At 65.6% G+C, this 18,631-nt stretch carries 21 protein-coding genes; 10 read left to right on the top strand and 11 right to left on the bottom strand.

Annotated elements, in window-relative coordinates:
- The first annotated feature begins 5 nt into the window (after positions 1-5).
- Positions 6-677, top strand: coding sequence for a LysE family translocator (locus tag N0K08_RS07280; RefSeq protein ID WP_261499449.1), 672 nt, complete (start codon positions 6-8; stop codon positions 675-677).
- A gap of 31 nt (positions 678-708) precedes the next feature.
- Here N0K08_RS07280 and N0K08_RS07275 read toward each other — a convergent pair whose 3' ends face one another.
- Positions 709-903, bottom strand: a complete 195-nt coding sequence (locus N0K08_RS07275; RefSeq protein WP_261499448.1) for a YqaE/Pmp3 family membrane protein — start codon at positions 901-903, stop codon at positions 709-711.
- Between the two features lie 56 nt (positions 904-959).
- Positions 960-1,598 (bottom strand): histidine phosphatase family protein, encoded by a 639-nt coding sequence (locus tag N0K08_RS07270; protein WP_261499447.1) that lies wholly within the window; start codon positions 1,596-1,598, stop codon positions 960-962.
- A 435-nt stretch (positions 1,599-2,033) separates the two neighbouring features.
- Here N0K08_RS07270 and N0K08_RS07265 point away from each other — a divergent pair, with 435 nt between their 5' ends.
- Genes N0K08_RS07265 through N0K08_RS07250 form a run of 4 tightly spaced genes read left to right on the top strand, consistent with a single transcriptional unit; the run spans position 2,034 to position 7,263 of the window.
- Positions 2,034-3,623: an ABC transporter substrate-binding protein gene (locus tag N0K08_RS07265; protein ID WP_261499446.1), complete on the top strand. Its 1,590-nt coding sequence runs from the start codon at positions 2,034-2,036 to the stop codon at positions 3,621-3,623.
- 3 nt (positions 3,624-3,626) lie between these two features.
- Entirely contained in the window at positions 3,627-4,592 is a 966-nt protein-coding gene (locus N0K08_RS07260; protein WP_261499444.1) for an ABC transporter permease, read from the top strand.
- A 26-nt stretch (positions 4,593-4,618) separates the two neighbouring features.
- On the top strand, positions 4,619-5,563 hold the full coding sequence (locus N0K08_RS07255) for an ABC transporter permease (RefSeq protein WP_261499443.1): 945 nt from the start codon (positions 4,619-4,621) through the stop codon (positions 5,561-5,563).
- Entirely contained in the window at positions 5,560-7,263 is a 1,704-nt protein-coding gene (locus N0K08_RS07250) for an ABC transporter ATP-binding protein (RefSeq protein ID WP_261499442.1), read from the top strand. Before N0K08_RS07255 ends, N0K08_RS07250 begins: the two co-directional genes overlap by 4 nt.
- A 20-nt stretch (positions 7,264-7,283) precedes the next feature.
- On the opposite strand, the gene fahA is transcribed toward N0K08_RS07250, so the two are convergent.
- Positions 7,284-8,555: a fumarylacetoacetase gene (fahA, locus tag N0K08_RS07245; protein WP_261499440.1), complete on the bottom strand. Its 1,272-nt coding sequence runs from the start codon at positions 8,553-8,555 to the stop codon at positions 7,284-7,286.
- Positions 8,556-8,575: 20 nt separating this feature from the next.
- The gene (locus N0K08_RS07240) at positions 8,576-9,580 is read right to left on the bottom strand and encodes a Bug family tripartite tricarboxylate transporter substrate binding protein (RefSeq protein WP_261499439.1); all 1,005 of its coding nucleotides are present in this window, start codon (positions 9,578-9,580) and stop codon (positions 8,576-8,578) included.
- Between the two features lie 112 nt (positions 9,581-9,692).
- Between N0K08_RS07240 and N0K08_RS07235 the strand changes: the two genes are divergently transcribed.
- The gene (locus tag N0K08_RS07235) at positions 9,693-10,472 is read left to right on the top strand and encodes an IclR family transcriptional regulator (RefSeq protein WP_261499438.1); all 780 of its coding nucleotides are present in this window, start codon (positions 9,693-9,695) and stop codon (positions 10,470-10,472) included.
- A gap of 25 nt (positions 10,473-10,497) precedes the next feature.
- Here the strand turns inward: N0K08_RS07235 and N0K08_RS07230 are convergent, their stop codons facing one another.
- The 5 genes from N0K08_RS07230 to N0K08_RS07210 all read right to left on the bottom strand — a co-directional run bounded on the left by N0K08_RS07230 (position 10,498) and on the right by N0K08_RS07210 (position 13,913).
- A complete protein-coding gene (locus N0K08_RS07230) occupies positions 10,498-11,172 on the bottom strand; it encodes a DUF4136 domain-containing protein (protein ID WP_261499437.1) in 675 nt (224 codons plus the stop codon).
- Positions 11,173-11,247: 75 nt separating this feature from the next.
- Positions 11,248-12,210: a tRNA 2-thiocytidine(32) synthetase TtcA gene (ttcA, locus tag N0K08_RS07225; protein WP_261499436.1), complete on the bottom strand. Its 963-nt coding sequence runs from the start codon at positions 12,208-12,210 to the stop codon at positions 11,248-11,250.
- Positions 12,211-12,217: 7 nt separating this feature from the next.
- Positions 12,218-12,592, bottom strand: coding sequence for a dihydroneopterin aldolase (locus tag N0K08_RS07220; protein ID WP_261499434.1), 375 nt, complete (start codon positions 12,590-12,592; stop codon positions 12,218-12,220).
- Positions 12,589-13,032 (bottom strand): dihydroneopterin aldolase, encoded by a 444-nt coding sequence (locus N0K08_RS07215; RefSeq protein WP_261499433.1) that lies wholly within the window; start codon positions 13,030-13,032, stop codon positions 12,589-12,591. The genes N0K08_RS07220 and N0K08_RS07215 overlap by 4 nt, the downstream gene beginning before the upstream one ends.
- Positions 13,033-13,091: 59 nt before the next feature.
- Entirely contained in the window at positions 13,092-13,913 is an 822-nt protein-coding gene (locus N0K08_RS07210) for an SDR family NAD(P)-dependent oxidoreductase (RefSeq protein WP_261499431.1), read from the bottom strand.
- Between the two features lie 77 nt (positions 13,914-13,990).
- On the opposite strand from N0K08_RS07210, the gene N0K08_RS07205 reads away from it, so the two are divergent.
- From N0K08_RS07205 to trxC, 4 genes are all read left to right on the top strand, one after another.
- Positions 13,991-15,094 (top strand): class I SAM-dependent methyltransferase, encoded by a 1,104-nt coding sequence (locus N0K08_RS07205; protein ID WP_261499429.1) that lies wholly within the window; start codon positions 13,991-13,993, stop codon positions 15,092-15,094.
- Between the two features lie 7 nt (positions 15,095-15,101).
- Entirely contained in the window at positions 15,102-15,296 is a 195-nt protein-coding gene (locus N0K08_RS07200) for a DUF2905 domain-containing protein (protein WP_261499428.1), read from the top strand.
- A 227-nt stretch (positions 15,297-15,523) separates the two neighbouring features.
- The gene (locus tag N0K08_RS07195) at positions 15,524-15,757 is read left to right on the top strand and encodes a hypothetical protein (protein ID WP_261499426.1); all 234 of its coding nucleotides are present in this window, start codon (positions 15,524-15,526) and stop codon (positions 15,755-15,757) included.
- Positions 15,758-15,895: 138 nt separating this feature from the next.
- A complete protein-coding gene (gene trxC, locus N0K08_RS07190) occupies positions 15,896-16,330 on the top strand; it encodes a thioredoxin TrxC (RefSeq protein ID WP_261499425.1) in 435 nt (144 codons plus the stop codon).
- Between the two features lie 155 nt (positions 16,331-16,485).
- Here trxC and N0K08_RS07185 read toward each other — a convergent pair whose 3' ends face one another.
- Positions 16,486-16,872 (bottom strand): DUF779 domain-containing protein, encoded by a 387-nt coding sequence (locus N0K08_RS07185; RefSeq protein ID WP_261499424.1) that lies wholly within the window; start codon positions 16,870-16,872, stop codon positions 16,486-16,488.
- Positions 16,873-17,028: 156 nt separating this feature from the next.
- Positions 17,029-18,549: an acetaldehyde dehydrogenase ExaC gene (gene exaC, locus N0K08_RS07180; protein WP_261499423.1), complete on the bottom strand. Its 1,521-nt coding sequence runs from the start codon at positions 18,547-18,549 to the stop codon at positions 17,029-17,031.
- Positions 18,550-18,631 lie beyond the last annotated feature (82 nt).

Below are 18,631 nucleotides of genomic sequence, written 5' to 3'. Positions count from 1 at the left end.
ATCTCATGGGTGTCGGCCTCATTGCCATTTTCACGACGGTTGTCGTCGCGCATTTCATTGCCTTGGTCAGTCCGGGCCCGGATTTTCTGCTGGTTGTCAAGAGTGCGGTGCGCAACCGCAAATCCATCGCCGTGGGCGTGGCCCTGGGCATTGCCTCGGCCAACGGCATCCACATCGGCCTGTGCATCCTGGGGGTGGGCGCCATTCTTTCCGCCTCCCTGGTGGCCATGACGGTGTTCAAGCTCATCGGCGGCGCCTTCCTGATCTACGTCGCCTGGCAGGCGCTGCGCAGCAGGAAGTCCGACTATGCCTTCATTGCGCAGGGGCGGGAGGAGGCGGCTGTGGCGGCACAGAGCACCTTCCTCAAGGAGTTCTTCACGGGATTCATTTCCGGAATTTCCAACCCCAAGAACATTCTTTTCTATCTGAGCCTGTTTTCCGTGGTGCTGACCAGCGATATCGGCATCGGCTTGAAGCTGGGCCTGGGTCTGTGGATGACGCTGCTGGTCTTCCTCTGGAACGCCTTCATTATTTACATTCTTTCCCAGGAAAAAGTGAAAAGCGTCTTTGCCCGATTCGCCTTCTATGTCGACAAGCTGGCGGGCACGGTCCTGGGCCTGATCGGCGTCAAACTGCTGGCAAGCGCGCTGGGGGCGGACAAGCGGGTCGGGGCATAGGGCGGTTCCCTCGCCAGGTCGCAGGGCTGGTTCAGCGGCGTTGTTTCAGCATGTTCTCGATCTTGCGGTCCGTCTTGTACTGGCCCAGGGCGTACACCGCCCAGATGGCGGCGGGGATCCAGCCGATCAGCGTGATCTGCAGCAGCAGGCAGAACAGGCCGGAAAACGGGCGGCCGATGGTGAAGAACACGGAAAACGGCAGAAGCAGGGCAAGAAGCAGTCGCATGGGGCGGTGAGGTCCTTCAAAAGGTCGATACGGGGTGCAAGACGGCGTTGGCCGTCTCAACTGAATATTTCGTCGCGCGCGGTATTTTCAAGATGCCGGCTGTCGGCCCAGCCCACCAGGCCCAGGCCCTGGGGCGTCCACAGCAGGCGATTGATGGCCGCGTTGCCCAGCTCCCAGGTGCGCGGTGCCTGCACTTCCTGGCGGGTCGCGAGGCGATACAGCACGTCGAGCACGCCGCCGTGGGCGGTGAGCACGATCAATTCGCCGGGATGGAGCGCGGCCAGGCGGTCCACCGTGCTCGACACCCGGTCGCGCAGCATGATCAGCGACTCTCCGCCTTCGGGCGTGAACTCGGGATCGCGCTGGCGCCAGCGCAGTGCGACTTCGGGTTGCTCGACTTCCAGTTCCTGGAACGTGCGGCCTTCGTAGACCCCGAAGCAGCGCTCGCGCAGACCGGACTCGGCGGTCAGCGGCGCGCCCGTGACCTGGGCCACGGCCTGGGCGGTCTGGTAGGCCCGCTGCAGGTCGCTGCTGTAGATATGCGCCACGGGTTCGTCGGCCAGGGCCTGTGCGGCCTGCGCGGCCTGCCACAGGCCCAGCTCGTTGAGCGGAATGTCGCGGTGGCCTTGCAGGCGGGCCGTTGCATTCCAGGCGGTTTCTCCGTGGCGGATGGCGATGATGCGGGTGGCTTGCATGCGGCAGATCAATGGGGTGGAGCAAAAGAGAGTGGCCGTGCCGCAGAGGGCGGGGGGCCGTGCCGGCGCATGGACTGCTGCGCAGGTCCGCCGCCAGGCGTGCGAGCCCAGATTGTGCGGCAATTGGCGGGGCAGGGTGAGGCGCGGTGCATGGATGCGATTTTTGCGCGCATCAGAAGGCGCCCGCTGCTGACAAGGGGGGCTGATGTTTTCCCCATTGTTCGCCGTCCACGGCCCCGCCAAGATGGGTCTCACACAGAGATCAAGGGGTGGGAGGAGGTTTCCGGTCGGCGCCTTGCGCCGGTGGCCGCGCGCGTGGCCCGGCAACGGCATGGCAGGCCCAGTTCTTGTATCTCTGGCGTATGCGAACGCAGCAGTCGGCTGGAAAGTCGTCGGCAGCGTAGCTTTTCTCACCCTTTCGATGAGGAGACTCTGATGCTGCTGAAACTGCTGTTTTCGTCCCTGCTGGCTGCCGGCCTGCTGACCGCTGGCGGGGTGCAGGCCGAGACGGTGCGCTGGGCGCGCGCTTCCGACCCGACCACGCTCGATCCCCATGCGTTCAACGTCGGCACCAATTTCGTGCTGCTGCACCAGATGTACGAGCCCTTGGTGATCCGCGATGCCAAGGGCAAGCTGGTGCCTACGCTGGCCACTTCCTGGAAGCTCACGGCCGACCCCACGGTCTGGGAGTTCAAGCTGCGCCCCAACGTCAAATTCCATGACGGCGCGCCGTTGACGGCCAAGGACGTGGTGTTCTCGCTCAACCGTGCCAAGGGGCCGACCGCACAGGTCAAGTCGCTGCTCGCTTCCATGGAATCGGCCACGGCCGTGGACGAGCTCACGGTGCACGTCAAGACCAAAGGGCCGAACCTGATCTTCCCCGACAACCTGACCAACATGTTCATCATGAACGAGGCCTGGGCCAAGGCCAAGGGGGCTGAAACCACGCAGGACACCACCAGCACCACCGAGAACTTCTCCACCCGCAACGCCAATGGCACCGGCCCCTACCAGCTGGTCAGCCGCGAGCAGGATGCGAAGACCGTGATGAAGCTCAACCCCCAGTACTGGGGCAAGGGCCAGGTGCCGCTGCAGGTGACCGAGCTGGTCTACCTGCCCATCAAGTCGCCGGCCACGCGCGTGGCGGCGCTGCTGTCGGGCGAAGTCGATTTTGCCCAGGACATTCCGGCCCAGGACGTGGCCCGACTCAAGCAGGACGCGCGGCTGCGCATCAACGAAGGGCCGGAAAACCGCTCCATCTTCCTGGGGCTGAACGTGGGGGGCAAGGAGCTCAAATACTCCAGTCTCAAGGGCAAGAACCCGCTGGCCGACCCGCGCGTGCGTGAAGCCATCCACCTGGCCATAGACCGCGATGCGATCAAGCGCTCGGTGATGCGCGGACTGTCGATTCCTTCGGGCATCATCGCGCCCTCGTTCGTCAACGGCTACACCAAGGCCATGGCGGCCTATCCCAAGGTCGATGTGGCCAAGGCCAAGCAGTTGCTGGCCGACGCCGGTTATGCCAACGGCTTCGATCTCACGCTGCATTCGACCAATGACCGCTATGTCAACGACGAGGCCATCAGCACGGCCGTGGCCGGCTTCCTGGGCCGCGTCGGTATCAAGACCAATGTCGTCGCGCGCCCGATTGCCCAGCACAGCGTGGCCATCAACAACGCCGACGCCGACTTCTACCTGTTCGGCTGGGGTGTGCCTACCTACGACTCGGCCTATATTTTCGACTTCCTGGTCTATACGCGCGGCAAGGACGGCCGTGGCCCGACCAATGCCACGGGTTTCAGCAGCCCCGAGGTGGATACGAACATCGCCGCGCTGGCTTCCGAGTCCGACAAGGCCAAGCGCGACCAGACCATACAGCGCATCTGGGACGTGGTGCAAAAAGAGCGCTTCTACATTCCGCTGCATGACCAGGTGATCCATTTCGCCTCGATCAAGCGGATCGACGTGCCTGTGCACCCGGACAACGCGGTGCAGTTCAAGGACGTGAAGTTCAGCGCGAAGTAAACCATGCTGGTTTATCTGTTGCGACGCCTGGGCCAGTCGGCCCTGGTGTTGCTGGCGGTTTCCTTCATCGCCTTCATGGTGTTTCGCCATATCGGCGACCCGACGATCAGCCTGCTGGGTGAGGATGCCACGCTGCAGGAGCGCGCGGCATTGACCACCGAGCTGGGCTTCGACAAGCCCGTGCCCCTGCAATACCTGCACTACCTGGGCAAGGTGCTGCACGGTGATCTGGGCGTTTCCTACCGCCTCAAGCGGCCGGTGCTCGACGTCATCGTCGAGCGCCTGCCGGCGACGCTGGAGCTGGCGATGACGGCCGCCATCGGCGCGCTGGTGATCGGCCTCGTGCTGGGGGTGTACACGGCGCTGCGCAGCGAGGGCTGGCTCAGCCGCACGGTCATGACGGTGTCGCTGGTCGGTGTGTCCCTGCCCACGTTTCTGATCGGCATAGGGCTGATCTACCTGTTCGCGGTCGAACTGCGCTGGCTGCCGTCGTTCGGCCGGGGCGAGACGGTCAAGGTGGGCGGCTGGGAGACCGGCCTGCTCACGGCCTCGGGCTGGAGCGCGCTGATCCTGCCGGCCATCACCCTGGGCTTTTACAACATGACGCTGATCATGCGGCTGGTGCGCGCCGAGATGCTCGAAGTGCTGCGCTCCGACTACATCCGCTTCGGCCGCGCGCGCGGCCTGCGGGAAAAAGACCTGTACTTCGGCCATGCGCTGCGCAACACCCTGATTCCGGTGATCACCATCGCCGGCCTGCAGATTGGTTCGCTGATCGCCTTTGCCATCGTGACCGAAACCGTGTTCCAGTGGCCGGGCGTGGGCCTGCTGTTCATCTCATCCATCCAGGGCGTGGACGTGCCCTTGATCGCGGCCTATCTGATGTTCATTGCGCTGCTGTATGTGCTGATCAACCTGCTGGTGGATGTGCTTTATCTGGTGGTCGATCCGCGCTTGCGCCGCAAGTGACGATGGCCTCCGCACAAAGGGATGACATGCGCGATGTGACTGACAAACCCGCTGCGGCGGGCCGGCGCCGCTGGCGCCAGAGCGACTCGGCCGTGCTGCGTGCGTTTGCCCGTTCGCGCACGGTGCAGATCGCGGCCGCGGCGCTGGTGCTGATCGTGCTCGCGACGCTGTTCGCGCCCTGGCTGGCCTGGCAGAACCCGTTTGATTCGGGCAGCCTCGAGTTGATCGATGCGTTCGCGCCGCCCTGGTCGCATGGCGTCAATGGCGCGTTCTACGCACTGGGCGCGGACGACCAGGGCCGCGATGTGGCCTCGGCCATTCTGTACGGCCTGCGCATGTCGGTGCTGGTCGGCGTGTCGGCCGTGCTGCTGTCGCTGTGCATAGGCGTGCCGCTGGGCCTGATCGCGGGCTATGCGGGCGGCTGGTTCGATACCTTGCTGATGCGCATCGCCGATGTGCAGCTGACGTTTCCGGTGATCCTGGTGGCGATGCTGATCCTGGGCATCGTGCGCGGCATGTTGCCCGAAGGCTATCGCGACCAGATCGCCGTGCTGGTGATCATCGTGGCCATCGGCCTGTCCGACTGGGTGCAGTACGCGCGCACGGTGCGCGGCGCGGTGATGGTCGAAAAGCAGAAAGACTATGTACTGGCAGCGCAGCTCATAGGCCGCAGCCGCACTGCCATCCTCACCCGGCACATCCTGCCCAATCTGCTGGCCTCCATCCTGGTGATCGCCACCATCAGCTTTGCCCACGCCATCGTCGCCGAATCCACGCTGTCCTATCTGGGCGTGGGCCTGCCGCCGACCCAACCTTCGCTGGGCACGCTGATCCGCATCGGTCAGAGCTTTCTGTTCTCGGGTGAATGGTGGATCCTGCTGTTCCCTTCGCTGGTGCTGCTGGCCCTGGCACTGTCCGTCAACCTGGTCGGCGACTGGCTGCGCGACGCCTTGAACCCCAAGCTGCAATGAGCGACTCCCCTCCCATCCCCGTGCTGCGCGTGCGCCAGTTGGGCGTCACCTTCGACACCTATCGTGGGCCGGTGCAGGTGCTCGACGACGTATCCTTCGACATCGCCGCCGGTGAAATCCTGGGCGTGGTCGGTGAATCGGGCGCGGGCAAGTCCATGACGGGCGCGGCCGTGATCGGCCTGATCGAGCCGCCGGGGCGCATCTCCAGCGGCACGGTCGAGCTCGACGGCGAGCGCATTGACGGGCTGCGCGGCGAAGCCATGCGCCGCATCCGCGGCAAACGCATAGGCTCCATCTTCCAGGACCCACTGACCAGCCTGAACCCGGTCTATACCGTGGGGCGGCACCTGATCGAAACCATTCGCACCCACCTGCCGCTGACCGAGACCCAGGCCCGCGCACGCGCGCTGGCCCTGCTCGAAGAGGTGGAGATTCCCGAGCCGCGGGTGCGCATGGGCCAGTACCCGCACCAGTTTTCCGGCGGCATGCGCCAGCGCGTGGCGATTGCGCTGGCGCTGTGCGCGCAGCCGCAGTTGATCATCGCCGATGAGCCGACCACGGCGCTCGATGTCTCGGTGCAGGCGCAGATCATCGCGCTGCTGCGCCGCGTGTGCCGCGAGCGCCACGCGGCGGCCATGCTGATCACCCACGACATGGGCGTGATCGCCGAGACGGCCGACCGGGTGATGGTCATGTACCAGGGGCGGGTGCTGGAAACCGGCCCGGTGCGCGAAGTGCTGGACCGGCCCCGGCAGCTCTATACGCGCGTGCTGATGGCGGCGATTCCTTCGGTGCACGAGCGCCTGGTGCGCCTGCCCGTACCCGAGATCGGCAAGCCGGCCACGGCGGTGCCGGCCCGGCCACAGCCTCGGCCCGCGGCCTCCGGTCTGAAGAACCTGCTGGAGGTGCGCGATCTGGGCAAGGAGTTCGACCTGTCGCTGGGCTGGCTGGAGCGCGTGGTGGCACGCCAGCCGCGCAAGACGCTGCAGGCCGTGGATCAGGTGAGTTTCAGCATTCGCCAGGGCAGCACGTTCGGTCTGGTCGGCGAGTCCGGCTCGGGCAAGTCCACGGTCGCGCGCATGGTCGCGGGCCTGACGCTGCCGACCCGCGGCCAGGTCTTGTTCGACGGCGTGGACCGCTGGAGCGCTGCCGCCGACACCCAGGCCCTGAGGCGGCGCTTTCAGATGATCTTCCAGGACCCCTATGCCAGCCTCAATCCGCGCTGGACCGTGGCCCGGTTGATTGCCGAGCCGCTGGAAGTGCTGGGCTTGAGCGCCAGCCGCAGCGAGACGGCCGAGCGCGTGGCCGCTGCGCTGCGCCGCGTGCGCATGACGCCCGACGATGCACGCAAATACCCGCACCAGTTCTCGGGCGGCCAGCGCCAACGCATCGCGATTGCGCGGGCCTTGGCCAGCCAGCCCGAATTCATCATCTGCGACGAGCCCACGTCGGCGCTCGACGTTTCCGTGCAGGCCCAGGTGTTGAATCTGATGCGCGATCTGCAGGACGAGTTCGGCCTGACCTATCTGTTGATCAGCCACAACCTGGCGGTGATACGCCATATGTGCGACGACATCGGCGTGATGCAGCGCGGCCGGCTGGTGGAGGCCGGCGATGCGCAGGCGGTGCTGGATGCGCCCCAGCACCCCTATACCCGCGCGTTGATGGCAGCGGTGCCGGATATCCAGCACACGCATTGAACTGCCGGGCGCGCAGACCGTCAGCCGATCACCGTCCCGCTGACCTCGCCCAGGCCGATGCGCACCGCGCCCGCGCGCTCGCACCAACCGCGCAGCGTGAGCGTGTCGCCGTCTTCGAGAAAGCTGCGCTGCTCGCCGTTGGGCAGTGTGATCGGGTGTTTGCCGCTGCCGGCCAACTCCAGCAGCGAGCCGGCCTCGTGCGGCTCGGGGCCGGACAGCGTGCCCGAGCCCAGCAGGTCGCCGGGCTGCAGGTTGCAGCCGTTCACCGTGTGGTGCGTGACCAGCTGCGCTGGCGTCCAGTAGGCGGCGCGCGTGGTGTTGGTGCAGGACAGTCGCACGGCGGGCTCGGCGGCGGCGCGCATGCGGCTGGTCTGCAGCAGCACTTCGAGCGTGATCGTGAAAGCGCCTTGCGCGCGGTGCTCCGGCGTGTCCAGGTAGGGCAGCGGCTGCGGATCGTTCTCGTCGCGTACAAAGGGCGCGCGAAACGGCGCCAGCGCTTCCATCGTCACGATCCACGGCGACAGCGTGCTGGCGAAGTTTTTCGACAAAAACGGTCCCAGCGGCTGGTATTCCCAGCCCTGGATGTCGCGCGCGCTCCAATCGTTGAACAGCGCCACGCCGAAGAGGTGCTGCTCCGCCGCGCCTATGGCGATGGGCTCGCCCAAGTCATTGCCCTGGCCGATGAACCAGCCCAGCTCCATCTCGTAGTCCAGGCGTTTGCAAGGCCCCAGCACCGGGGTCGATGCACCGGCCGCCATGGTCTGGCCTTGCGGGCGCTTGACGCGTTGGCCGCTGACGCCGATCGACGAGGCCCGGCCGTGGTAGCCGATAGGCACCCATTTGTAGTTGGGCAGCAGCGGGTTGTCGGGGCGAAACTGCCGGCCCACGTTGGTGGCGTGGTGCACGCTGGTGTAGAAATCGGTGTAGTCGCCGATGCGGCAAGGCAGGGCCATTTCGGCCTGCGCCTGGGTCACCAGCGCTTTGGACCAGGCGGCCTGCTGCGCGCTGCCTTCGCTCAGCCCCTGCGAGAGGTTGCGGCGCAGCGCCTGACGCTCGGCCGCCGGGGCGGCCATCAGCGTGTTCATGTCGTCGCTGTCGATCAGGCCGGCGGCCTGCAGGTCGAGGATCTGGTCGCCGATGGCGACGCCGATGCGCAAGGTCTGGCCGCTGCCCGCCACGCGAAAGCGGCCGAACGGCAGGTTCTGAATCGGAAAGTCACAGCCCTGCTGGTTGGCGCTGGCAACCCAGCTGCGCAGCTGTGTGTCGTGGGTGGTGTCGGGTGCTGGGTACATGGTGGCGGCCTCCTGGTGGCTTAGTCGTTGCTCATGTTCGCGCTGCGGGCGACCTTGCCCAGGCGCTCGTACTCGCGCTTTGTCAGCGCATCGAATTCGGCCGCGGTCGAGCTGCGGGGCGTGAAGCCCGCGGCCAGCAGCTTGTCTTTCACGGCGGGCTCGGCCAGCGCTTCTTCCAGTGCCTTGCTCAGGCGCTGCGTCACGGCGGACGGCAGGCCGGCAGGGCCGTAGACGCCGAACCAGGGCTCCACGGCGTAGTCCTTCAGACCGGCCTCGGCCAGGGTAGGCACATTGGGCAGCGCGGGCGAGCGCTGTACGCCGGCCACGGCCAGGGCGCGCAGCTTGCCGGACTGGATGTGCGGCAGGGAGGCCGGCAGGTTGTCGAATGCCACCGGCACCTGGCCGCCGATCAAGTCGGTGATCAGCGGTGCGCTGCCTTTGTACGGCACATGCACCCAGTCGGTCTTGCTGATCTGGGCGAACAGCACGCCGGCGAGGTTCATCGAGGTGCCGGCGCCGGCCGTGGCGTAGGGCAGGCCTGGATTCTTGCGCACATGGGCCAGCAGTTCGTCCACGTTCTTCACGGGCAGGGCGGCGCCCACTTCGAGCACGATGGTCGAGTTGCCAAGCTGGCCGATCGCGGTGAAGTCCTTGCGCGGATCGAAGGGCATCTTCTTGTAGATGTGCGGATTCAGGGCGTTGGTCGAAATCGCGCCCATGCCCACGGTGTAGCCGTCCGGTGCCGACTTGGCGACCGCGTCCATGCCGATGTTGCCGCCCGCGCCAGCGCGGTTTTCGATGATCACCGGCTGGCCCAGCGTCTGCGCCATGCGTGCACCCACCGTGCGCGCCACCAGGTCGGTCGTTCCGCCCGCCGCATAGGGCACGATGAAACGGATGGGCTTGGACGGAAATGCTTCTTGCGCGCTCAGCGGGCCGGCGGCCAGGCACAGCAGTGCTGCCGCGGCGCACAGCACGCTGCGGCGCGGTGGGTGGAAAAAGCTGGCAGTGGTGGAACGGGGCATGGTGTCTCCTGCGGATGTTTATAAGCGTGCGGCCGCGCGATTGCGTGGCGTCGTGGGTATTCTTGCGATCCACCGCAGTCCTACAATCGGTTTTTCCATTGGGTGGACAACTATGGCGACTTTGGTGCTCGACCGCATGCTGCGTATCCTCGATCAGCTCTCTCGTTACGATACGCGCGGCCTGACGCTGTCGGACATTGCGCGCCAATCGGGCATACCGCATCCCACCGTGCACCGACTGCTGCGCGACATGATGGCTGCGCGCCTGGTGGCGCCGTTGCCCGATGGCCGCAGCTACGTGCTGGGACGACGCCCGTTTGAACATGGTCTGGCCGCACGTGGCCGCCATGACGTGGCGCCGCTTTTCACGGCCCACTTGCAGCAGCTGGCCGATACCACCGGCTATGCCGCTTACCTGTTCGTGCTGAGTGGGCACGAGGCCGTCTGCTATGCCCACACCAATATGCAAAAGCTCGATCCGCCACTGAGTGTCACGGTGGGTGGGCGCCGCCCGCTGGGCGTGGGGGCTGCCGGCCTGGCCCTCATGGCCGCCCAGGACGATGCGCTGATCGAGGCCGCGCTGCAGGCCAATGCCGAGTCACTGGGCCGCTATGGTGGTTTGGACGAGTCTGCGCTGCGCGGCCTGCTCGAGCAGACCCGTGCGCTGGGCTATGCGCGCAGCGGCGGTTGCCTCAATACCAACACCGCCGCAGTCGGCCACGCGGTGGTCGATGCCGGTGGGCGCGCGTTCGCGGCCATCAGCTTGTCGACCACGGTCGCGCGGCTCACGCAGCGCGAGACTGCGCGCCTGGCGGCCCTGCTGCGCGCGCAGATCGCCGAGATCCAGCCGCGCGTGCATTTCCATTGGAGCGATGAGGCCCCACTGCGCTGACGCTGCGCGCCAAGGCGTGGGACGATCAGGGCTTGGCGGGTGGCGCGCTGGGCACGGCAGGTGTCGCGGGCTCTGCGGGCCCCGACACCGCCAGCGGCGTGCGGATCTTGCGCGTTCCCTGCGGTGGGTGAGGGAAGCCGCTGAGCGCGGCGTCGAACAGCACGCCAAAAATCGCCGGATCGTTGGTCCAGACGTCTTCATGCACGGCCGAGGTTTCGTAGACGATGCGTTGCGTGCGCTGCTCGCGCATCACCACGCTCACGGCGCGGTAGTGCAGCGGAGGCGGTGCATCGAACATCCAGGGGCCGCCAAAGCCCATGCCCCAGCCGGCGCCGCGGCCGAAGCCCAGTCCCCAGTTCCAGCGTGGGCCGTAGGGGCCGCCGTAGTAGTAGGGCGAGTTGTCGCGCGTGTAGCGCGCCTGGGCGCCGATCTGCACCACCAGCGTGCCTTGGCTGTCGTCGCGCTGCAGCCCGACCTTGGCCAGCGATTGCTGGGCCAGTGCCTCTATGGTCGCGAATTGCGGTGCCTGGGCCTGCTGCGAAGGCAGCAGCTCCAGTCGGTAGGTGGGCGGCTGAGGCAGTGCCGACAGCGACGAATAGCTCTGCACATCGCTTTGCACTTCGCGCACGCTGGCGCAGCCGGCGAGCAGGGCGGCGCAACCGAGCACCGTGAGGGAGAGTTTCCAGCGAATGGTGGCCATGGCAGTTTCCTTCCGTGCTCGCAATGCAAAACCTGGGCGGGGGGCTGCGAGCCCGACCCCCCCGTGCCGTCAGGGTCAGGACAGCTGTATCACCTGCACGCCGGGCAGGCTGGCAGCGGTCGGGAATTCCTCGTGGTCGAAAGCCATATCGCCTTCGGGGTTCGCAATGCCGGAGGCCTTGGCGTTCTTGAAGTCGTGCAGCTTGGGGTCCAGCATATGCGTGGGCACCACGTTCTGCATGGCTCGGAACATGTTCTCGATGCGGCCGGGGTGCTTTTTCTCCCATTCGCGCAGCATTTCGCCCATGGCCACGCGTTGCAGGCCGTCCTGGCTGCCGCAGAGGTTGCAGGGAATGATGGGGAAGTTCTGCGACTTCGCCCAGCGTTCCGTGTCCTTCTCGGGCACATAGGCCAGGGGACGGATCACCACGTGCTTGCCGTCATCGCTGACCAGCTTGGGCGGCATGCCCTTGATGCGGCCGCCGTAGAACATGTTGAGCAGCAGGGTCTGCAGAATGTCGTCGCGGTGGTGGCCCAGCGCAATCTTGGTGCAGCCCAGTTCGTCGGCCACCTTGTACAGAATGGCGCGGCGCATGCGGCTGCACAGCCCGCAGGTGGTCTTGCCTTCGGGGATCACGCGCTTGACCACGCTGTACGTGTCCTGGGTCTCGATGTGGAAGGGCACGCCCAGGCTTTCGAGGTACTCGGGCAGGATGTGCGCGGGAAAGCCGGGTTGCTTCTGGTCCAGGTTGACGGCGACCAGCTCGAACTTCACCGGTGCGCGGCGCTGCATCTTCAGCAGGATGTCGAGCATGGTGTAGCTGTCCTTGCCGCCGGACATGCAGACCATGATCTTGTCGCCTTCCTCGATCATGTTGAAGTCGACGATGGCGCGGCCGACTTCGCGGCACAGGCGCTTTTCCAGCTTGTGCTGTTCACGTTCGATCTTGATGCCCGCGGCCTTGGTGGCGGCGGCGTCGGTGGGGGCGACAGCGGGTGCTTCGTCGATCCAGGGGTTGTGCTCTGTGATGGCGTTCATGGATGGCTCACCATTGTCCGGTTTCAATGCGAATGGCGACTTCGCAGTCGTCAAAAATTTCAAGTTTGGCAATTTTCACCCGTACGCCGTGTACGCCGGGTAACAACATCAGACGCTGGGCGAGTTTGCCGATCAGGCTCTCGAGCAGGTTGACATGCTCGGCCGTGCACTCGTCGATGATGATTTGACGTACCTTGCGGTAGTCGAGCACATGGCCGATGTCGTCGTCGTGCGGGCGCAGGGCCTGGGGGCCCAGGTTCAGCTCGGCATCCACCTGGATGGGCTGGGGCGCGGTTTTTTCGTGGGCAAGAATGCCCAGGTTGGCGTCGAACCGCAAACCGGTCAAGGTCAGGGTCTGGTTGCCCACAACAGCTGGGGTCATGATGGATGAAAAAGAAGTTCGGCCGCGTTCGGCTTGATGGTGAAGACTTCCACGCCGACGGCTTCGCAGTCGGGGTAGACGTCGGGTTTGCTGGTCGCGACCCGCGCCGCCACCACCTGGGGGTGGGCCAGCAGCGCCTGCATCACGGCATCGCACAGGGTTTCCTGCAGCGCGATATGGCCGCGCGTCACTTCGCGCTGCACCGCCTCGCGCACGAAGTCGTAATCCACGACTTCATGCAAGGCGTCCGCGCTGGGCGTGGTCGCGCCAAGCGGCACATACAGGTCGATGTCGAAGCGCATGCGCTGGGGCGCGGCGCGCTCGAAGTCGTGGATGCCGATGGAGACCTGCTTTTCCAGCCCCTGGAGGAACAGCCGCCGACACTGGGCCAGCAGGGCGTGCGTGGACAGGCTGGGGGCCGTGGACAGGAGATGGGACATGGTGATGGGCGATGGCAAGGGTGAAGTCAGGGGCGGATTGTCGGGCAGTGGGCCGGACTTTAGTCGTCGACCATGAACATGACATCACGCTCCAGAGGCACCAGATGCTGTCCATTGTCCACGCATAGCGTTATTCCTGTGATTGACGGGTTTTCCGCGAAGAACACGCCCGTCTGTGCCACATGCTGTGCCTGCAGGGGCGCACGCAGCAGATTCACGCGTGCGGCGCGGTCGTAATTGGCCTGGCTTTGCGGGCCGCTGGGGTACATCAGCCCGGGCGCCAGGCCCACGATGCGCACGCCGGGCGCGAGCGCCTGGGCCTGCAAAGCCACGGCCCGCTCCAGCGCCAGCTTGGACAGGGTGTAGGAGAAATAGTCGGGATTGAGGTTGCAGACTTTCTGGTCCAGCACATGGATGGCCACCGGCCGCGGGCTGTCGGGCGCCGGCGGCTGGGCACTGTCATGGGCCTGCCAGCGCCTGGCCCAGTCGCTGGTCAGCAGCAGCGGCGAGAGCGTATTGGTGTGCAGCAGCCGGTCGACCCGGTCCAGGTCGGCGCCGAAGTCGCTGGCGCTGTCGGGCTCGAACAGCGAAGCGTTGTTGACCAGCGCCTGGGGCAGGGTGCCGCAGGCCGCGTAGACCTGGGCCATCAGCGGCGAGACCGCGCCGCGGTCGGAAAGATCGGCCTGGAAAGCCAGGGCTTGCCGGCCCAGCGCGCGCACTTCGGCGCAGGTGGCTTCGGCGGCGCCCCGGCTGTGCAGGTAGTGGCAGGCCACGTTCCAGCCGGCGCGCGCGAATGCCAGGCAGAACTCGCGGCCCAGGCGCAGGCCGCCGCCAGTGATCAGGACCCAGCGTTGGCTCACGCCAGCAGTCGAAAAGTGCACGGGAATTCCTCGCAAAAAATGGCAATTGGAAATTACCGCCGAAAATAGCGGCTTGTTGCCAGAAAGACAGACCTCAGATGACGGACAGTTGTGAAAGTTTAGCGGGCGCCCTGGCGCAGCAGATCCGCACCCGCCTCGAAGCCGCGGGCGGCTGGCTCGGCTTTGACGAGTTCATGGCGCTGGCGCTGTACAGCCCGGGCCTGGGCTATTACGCCAACGAGCGGCCCAAGTTCGGCAGCATGCCTGAATCCGGCAGCGATTTCGTCACCGCGCCGGAAATCTCGCCCGCCTTTGGCCGCTTGCTGGCGGCCCAGGTGGCCGAAGCCCTGGAGCGCACGGCCACGGATGAAGTCTGGGAGTTTGGCGCCGGCACGGGCGCGCTGGCCGAACAGCTGCTGGGCACGCTGGGCGACAAGCTGTCACGCTACACCATCGTCGACCTGTCGGGCAGCCTGCGCGCGCGCCAGCAGGAGCGCCTGGCGGCCTTTGCCGACAAGCTGCACTGGGCCGATGCCTTGCCCGACGCCATGCAGGGCGTGGTGGTGGGCAACGAAGTGCTCGACGCCATGCCGGTACAACTGCTGGTGCGCAAGAGCGGCGAATGGTTCGAGCGTGGCGTGGCCTGGAACGAAGCCGAGCCGGGGTTTGCCTGGGCAGACCGGCCTACGCTGCTGCGCCCGCCGCTGGACATCGAAGGCCCGCAGGACTACCTGACAGAAATCCACGCCCAGGGCGAAGCCTTTGTCCGCACCCTGGCCGACCGACTCACGCGCGGCGCGGCCTTCTTCATCGATTACGGCTTTGGCGAAGGCGAGTACTACCACCCGCAGCGCCACATGGGCACGCTGGTCTGTCACCGCGCCCACCGCATGGACGACAATCCGCTGGTCGACCTGGGCCTCAAGGACATCACGGCCCATGTCAACTTCACCGGCACCGCCGTCGCCGCCCAGGACGCGGGCATGGACGTGCTGGGCTATACCACCCAGGCGCATTTCCTGATCAACTGCGGACTGCTGCAGCAGCTGGAGCAGATGACCCAGGGCCAGCGCGCCATGGCCGCCAAACTGATGATGGAGCACGAAATGGGCGAACTGTTCAAAGTCATCGGTCTGAGCCGCGGTGTGGAGCCCTGGCCGGCGCTGGGCTTTGCCCAGGGCGACCGCACGCACCGGCTGTGAGCGCCCCATGATCCGCTGGCTGATCATCATCTTCCTGGCCTTGTTGCTGATCAACGGGTTGTCCAACCTGCTCGAGCGCATAGGCCTGGGCCGCCTGCCCGGCGATTTCCGCTTTCGCGTCTTTGGCCGCGAGATCTTTCTGCCGTTTGCCAGCACGATTTTGTTGAGCGTGGTCGCGGCGCTGATCGCGAAGTTCGTCTGACCCTGTGCGCGGCCCTGGTCCGCGGATGCGTGGCGGGCAGCGTGCCTTGCTGCGCCCAGGGATCTAGCTGGAATCAATGACACTGATTCCAGTGATAGTTTTTTTGATTGCTCAGGGTTAGGATGCCTGGACCTGCAGAGTCGATTCCCGGGGCTCTGCATCTTCCCGCTGAAATTTCCACCATGGGGTGAACAAATGCCTTTGTTATCACTGCAGCCAAGCGATGGTTGCTTCAAAAAGTGCCGCCTCCCACAAGAGTCTTTCATGAAGCGGCGGGCGAGCCCGTCGGGCATCGCGCTTTTCATGGTGTCAACGATGACATCACGTTCGGCAGCAGCGGTGACGGCACGCTCGATTCCGCCTGGACTGCCGCCATGGAGTTCACCAGCCTCGAGTGCCTCAGCCAGCACGTCTACCAGAACGGTAATCTGTTCAGCGAAGCATCATCCGTGGTCTATTGACAGGCCCTGCGCTGCGTAGGCAGATGGCGGATGGGGCCCAAGTTGCAACGGCAGTCTTGAAGCCGAGGTCCATGCCCCGAGATAAAGACAATGGCTGTCGCGGCCCGTCTTCCATCTCTCATGACCGAGGTTCACCCCATGTCCGATCCCCTGCACATCGTCTGCCCCCATTGCCACATCACCAACCGCGTTGCCAGCGACCAACTGGCCAGCGCGCCCGATTGCGGCAGCTGCCACCAGCCCCTGATCACGGGCGCGCCCGTGGCGCTCGATGCGGCGAGTTTTGCCAAGCATGTGGGACGCAGCCAGGTGCCGGTGGTGGTCGACTTCTGGGCGCCCTGGTGCGGGCCTTGCCGCAGCAGGGCGCCGGCATTTGAGCAGGCGGCCAAGGCCTTGGCTCCCGGCGTTCAGCTGGCCAAGCTCGATACCGAAGCCCACCCGCAGGCCGCCGCGCCTTACAACATCCGCAGCATCCCGACCATGGTGGTGTTCAGGAACGGGCAGGAGCTGGGCCGGATTTCGGGCGCCATGGGCGCAGCCGACATCCAGCGCTGGGTTCAGTCCGTGGTGTGAGATGCACCCCCTGAGCCGCTTCGCGGCTTCCCCCTCACAACCTTCGGTGGAGGGGGACGGCAGCCTCGGTGCGGGGCGGCCCTTCCTCGCTGCCCCTTGCTCGGCCGCGCCAGTGGCATGGACCGTGGGCGGCGCGAGCGCTATGGATAACGGATTCAGCTTGGTGGCATCGCCTCGCCCTGGGCGGCGAGTTCTGTCAACTCATCCTCGGTGAACACCCGCGAACGGGTCAGAAAGCTCTTGCCTTCAGGCCCTTCCAGCGAGAACGTGCCGCCGCCATGGCCGTCGATCACGTCGATGATCAGCTGCGTGTGGCGCCAGTGCACATATTGCGCACGGCCGATGTAGAACGGGCAGCCGCCTATCTGGCCCAGATAGACATCGCCCGGCCCCGTGGTCAGTTCGCCCAGCAAATAGCAGTTGGCCGCGCTGTTGTCGCAGCAGCCGCCCGACTGGTGGAACATCAGCCCAGGACCGTGCTTTTGCTTGAGCTCGGCGATCAGCACCAGCGCGGCGGGAGTGGCAATGACGGGTTCGACCATGGAGGGCCTCCTTGACACGGGACGGGGGCGCTAGATCGGTCCACACAACCCGGCAAATCGATAGATTTGCGGTTGAGACTGGGCGCTGTGCCGCAGACAGTGCGAATAGCACGGCAAGGCACAGCAACGACGCATCAAGGGTTGTGTGGGCCGATCTCAGAAAAAGCCCATCTTGTTCTCGCTATAGCTCACCAGCAGGTTCTTGGTCTGCTGGTAGTGGTTGAGCATCATCTTGTGGTTTTCGCGGCCCAGGCCCGATTCCTTGTAGCCGCCGAACGCGGCATGCGCCGGGTAGTGGTGGTAGCAGTTGGTCCACACGCGCCCGGCCTTGATGGCGCGGCCCATGCGGTAGGCGACGTTGCCGTTGCGGCTCCAGACGCCCGCGCCCAGGCCGTAGAGCGTGTCGTTGGCCAGTTCCAGGGCTTCGGCTTCGTCCTTGAAGGTGGTCACGGCCAGCACCGGGCCGAAGATTTCTTCCTGGAAGATGCGCATCTTGTTGTGGCCCTTGAACAGCGTGGGCTGCACGTAGTAACCGCCCGCGAGCTCGCCTTCGAGCCTGGCCACGTTGCCGCCGCACAGCACTTGCGCGCCTTCCTGCTTGCCCAGGTCGAGATAGGACAGGATCTTGGTCATCTGCTCCTGGCTGGCCTGCGCGCCCATCATCGAGTCGGTATCGAGCGGGTTGCCATGCTTGATGGCGGCCACGCGGCGCAGCACTTTCTCCATGAAGCGCTCGTAGATCGATTCCTGGATCAGCGCGCGCGAGGGGCAGGTACAGACTTCGCCCTGGTTGAAGGCGAACAGCACCAGGCCTTCGATGGCCTTGTCGAGGAAGGCATCGTCCTTGTCCATCACATCGGCAAAGAAGATGTTGGGCGATTTCCCGCCCAGCTCCAGCGTGGCGGGAATCAGGCTGTTGGCCGCGGCCTGGGCAATCACCCGGCCGGTGCTGGTCGAGCCGGTGAAGGCGATTTTTGCGATGCGCTTGCTCGTGGCCAGGGGCATGCCGGCTTCGCGGCCGAAGCCGTTGACGATGTTGAGCACGCCCGGGGGCAGCAGGTCGGCAATCAGGCCGGCGAGCACAAGAATGCCGATCGGCGTGGACTCGGCGGGCTTGAGCACCACGCAATTGCCCGCGGCCAGCGCGGGTGCGAGCTTCCAGGCCGCCATCAGAATGGGGAAGTTCCAGGGGATGATCTGCCCGACCACGCCCAGCGGCTCATGGTAGTGATAGGCCACGGTGTCGCCGTCGATTTCGCTGATGCCGCCTTCCTGGGTGCGGATGGCTCCGGCGAAGTAGCGGAAATGGTCGGCCGACAGCGGAATGTCGGCGTTGAGCGTTTCGCGAATCGCCTTGCCGTTGTCCACGGTCTCGACATAGGCCAGCAGTTCGCGGTTGGCATCGATGCGGTCGGCGATTTGCAGCAGGATCTGGCTGCGCGCGGCGGCCGAAGTCTTGCCCCAGGCGTCGGCCGCGGCATGGGCCGCATCCAGCGCTTTTTCGACGTCGGCGGCCGTGCCGCGCGCGGCCTTGGTGTAGACCTTGCCCGTGATGGGCGTGACCACGTCGAAATACGCGCCGCCCGCAGGCGGGACCCACTGGCCGCCGATGAAGTTGTCGTACTGGGTACGGAAGCTGTGCGGGGCGGCGGCGGAGCCGGGCGGGGCGTATTGCATGGTCTCTCTCCTCAAGAATGGACAGGAAGGGATGGCTGAGAACAGCTATCCATGTTCTGCCCAAACCCTGCAAATCGTCCTG

Source organism: Acidovorax bellezanensis (genome assembly GCF_025421555.1).
Classification (GTDB): Bacteria; Pseudomonadota; Gammaproteobacteria; order Burkholderiales; family Burkholderiaceae_C; genus Comamonas; species Comamonas bellezanensis.
The sequence above is the reverse complement of the archived record's forward strand: the minus strand, read 5'-3'. Positions and strand labels throughout refer to the sequence as shown.

What these genes read in the sequence shown, in the direction of transcription:
- N0K08_RS07265 (WP_261499446.1), top strand. Translation starts at nt 2,034, where the DNA reads ATGCTGCTGAAACTGCTGTTTTCGTCCCTGCTGGCTGCCGGCCTGCTG.
- N0K08_RS07275 (WP_261499448.1), bottom strand. Translation starts at nt 903, where the DNA reads ATGCGACTGCTTCTTGCCCTGCTTCTGCCGTTTTCCGTGTTCTTCACC.
- N0K08_RS07185 (WP_261499424.1), bottom strand. Translation starts at nt 16,872, where the DNA reads ATGGTCGAACCCGTCATTGCCACTCCCGCCGCGCTGGTGCTGATCGCC.
- N0K08_RS07215 (WP_261499433.1), bottom strand. Translation starts at nt 13,032, where the DNA reads ATGTCCCATCTCCTGTCCACGGCCCCCAGCCTGTCCACGCACGCCCTG.
- N0K08_RS07235 (WP_261499438.1), top strand. Translation starts at nt 9,693, where the DNA reads ATGGCGACTTTGGTGCTCGACCGCATGCTGCGTATCCTCGATCAGCTC.
- trxC (WP_261499425.1), top strand. Translation starts at nt 15,896, where the DNA reads ATGTCCGATCCCCTGCACATCGTCTGCCCCCATTGCCACATCACCAAC.
- N0K08_RS07255 (WP_261499443.1), top strand. Translation starts at nt 4,619, where the DNA reads ATGCGCGATGTGACTGACAAACCCGCTGCGGCGGGCCGGCGCCGCTGG.
- N0K08_RS07260 (WP_261499444.1), top strand. Translation starts at nt 3,627, where the DNA reads ATGCTGGTTTATCTGTTGCGACGCCTGGGCCAGTCGGCCCTGGTGTTG.
- N0K08_RS07200 (WP_261499428.1), top strand. Translation starts at nt 15,102, where the DNA reads ATGATCCGCTGGCTGATCATCATCTTCCTGGCCTTGTTGCTGATCAAC.
- N0K08_RS07250 (WP_261499442.1), top strand. Translation starts at nt 5,560, where the DNA reads ATGAGCGACTCCCCTCCCATCCCCGTGCTGCGCGTGCGCCAGTTGGGC.
- N0K08_RS07270 (WP_261499447.1), bottom strand. Translation starts at nt 1,598, where the DNA reads ATGCAAGCCACCCGCATCATCGCCATCCGCCACGGAGAAACCGCCTGG.
- N0K08_RS07220 (WP_261499434.1), bottom strand. Translation starts at nt 12,592, where the DNA reads ATGACCCCAGCTGTTGTGGGCAACCAGACCCTGACCTTGACCGGTTTG.
- N0K08_RS07240 (WP_261499439.1), bottom strand. Translation starts at nt 9,580, where the DNA reads ATGCCCCGTTCCACCACTGCCAGCTTTTTCCACCCACCGCGCCGCAGC.
- fahA (WP_261499440.1), bottom strand. Translation starts at nt 8,555, where the DNA reads ATGTACCCAGCACCCGACACCACCCACGACACACAGCTGCGCAGCTGG.
- N0K08_RS07205 (WP_261499429.1), top strand. Translation starts at nt 13,991, where the DNA reads ATGACGGACAGTTGTGAAAGTTTAGCGGGCGCCCTGGCGCAGCAGATC.
- N0K08_RS07230 (WP_261499437.1), bottom strand. Translation starts at nt 11,172, where the DNA reads ATGGCCACCATTCGCTGGAAACTCTCCCTCACGGTGCTCGGTTGCGCC.
- exaC (WP_261499423.1), bottom strand. Translation starts at nt 18,549, where the DNA reads ATGCAATACGCCCCGCCCGGCTCCGCCGCCGCCCCGCACAGCTTCCGT.
- N0K08_RS07280 (WP_261499449.1), top strand. Translation starts at nt 6, where the DNA reads ATGGGTGTCGGCCTCATTGCCATTTTCACGACGGTTGTCGTCGCGCAT.
- ttcA (WP_261499436.1), bottom strand. Translation starts at nt 12,210, where the DNA reads ATGAACGCCATCACAGAGCACAACCCCTGGATCGACGAAGCACCCGCT.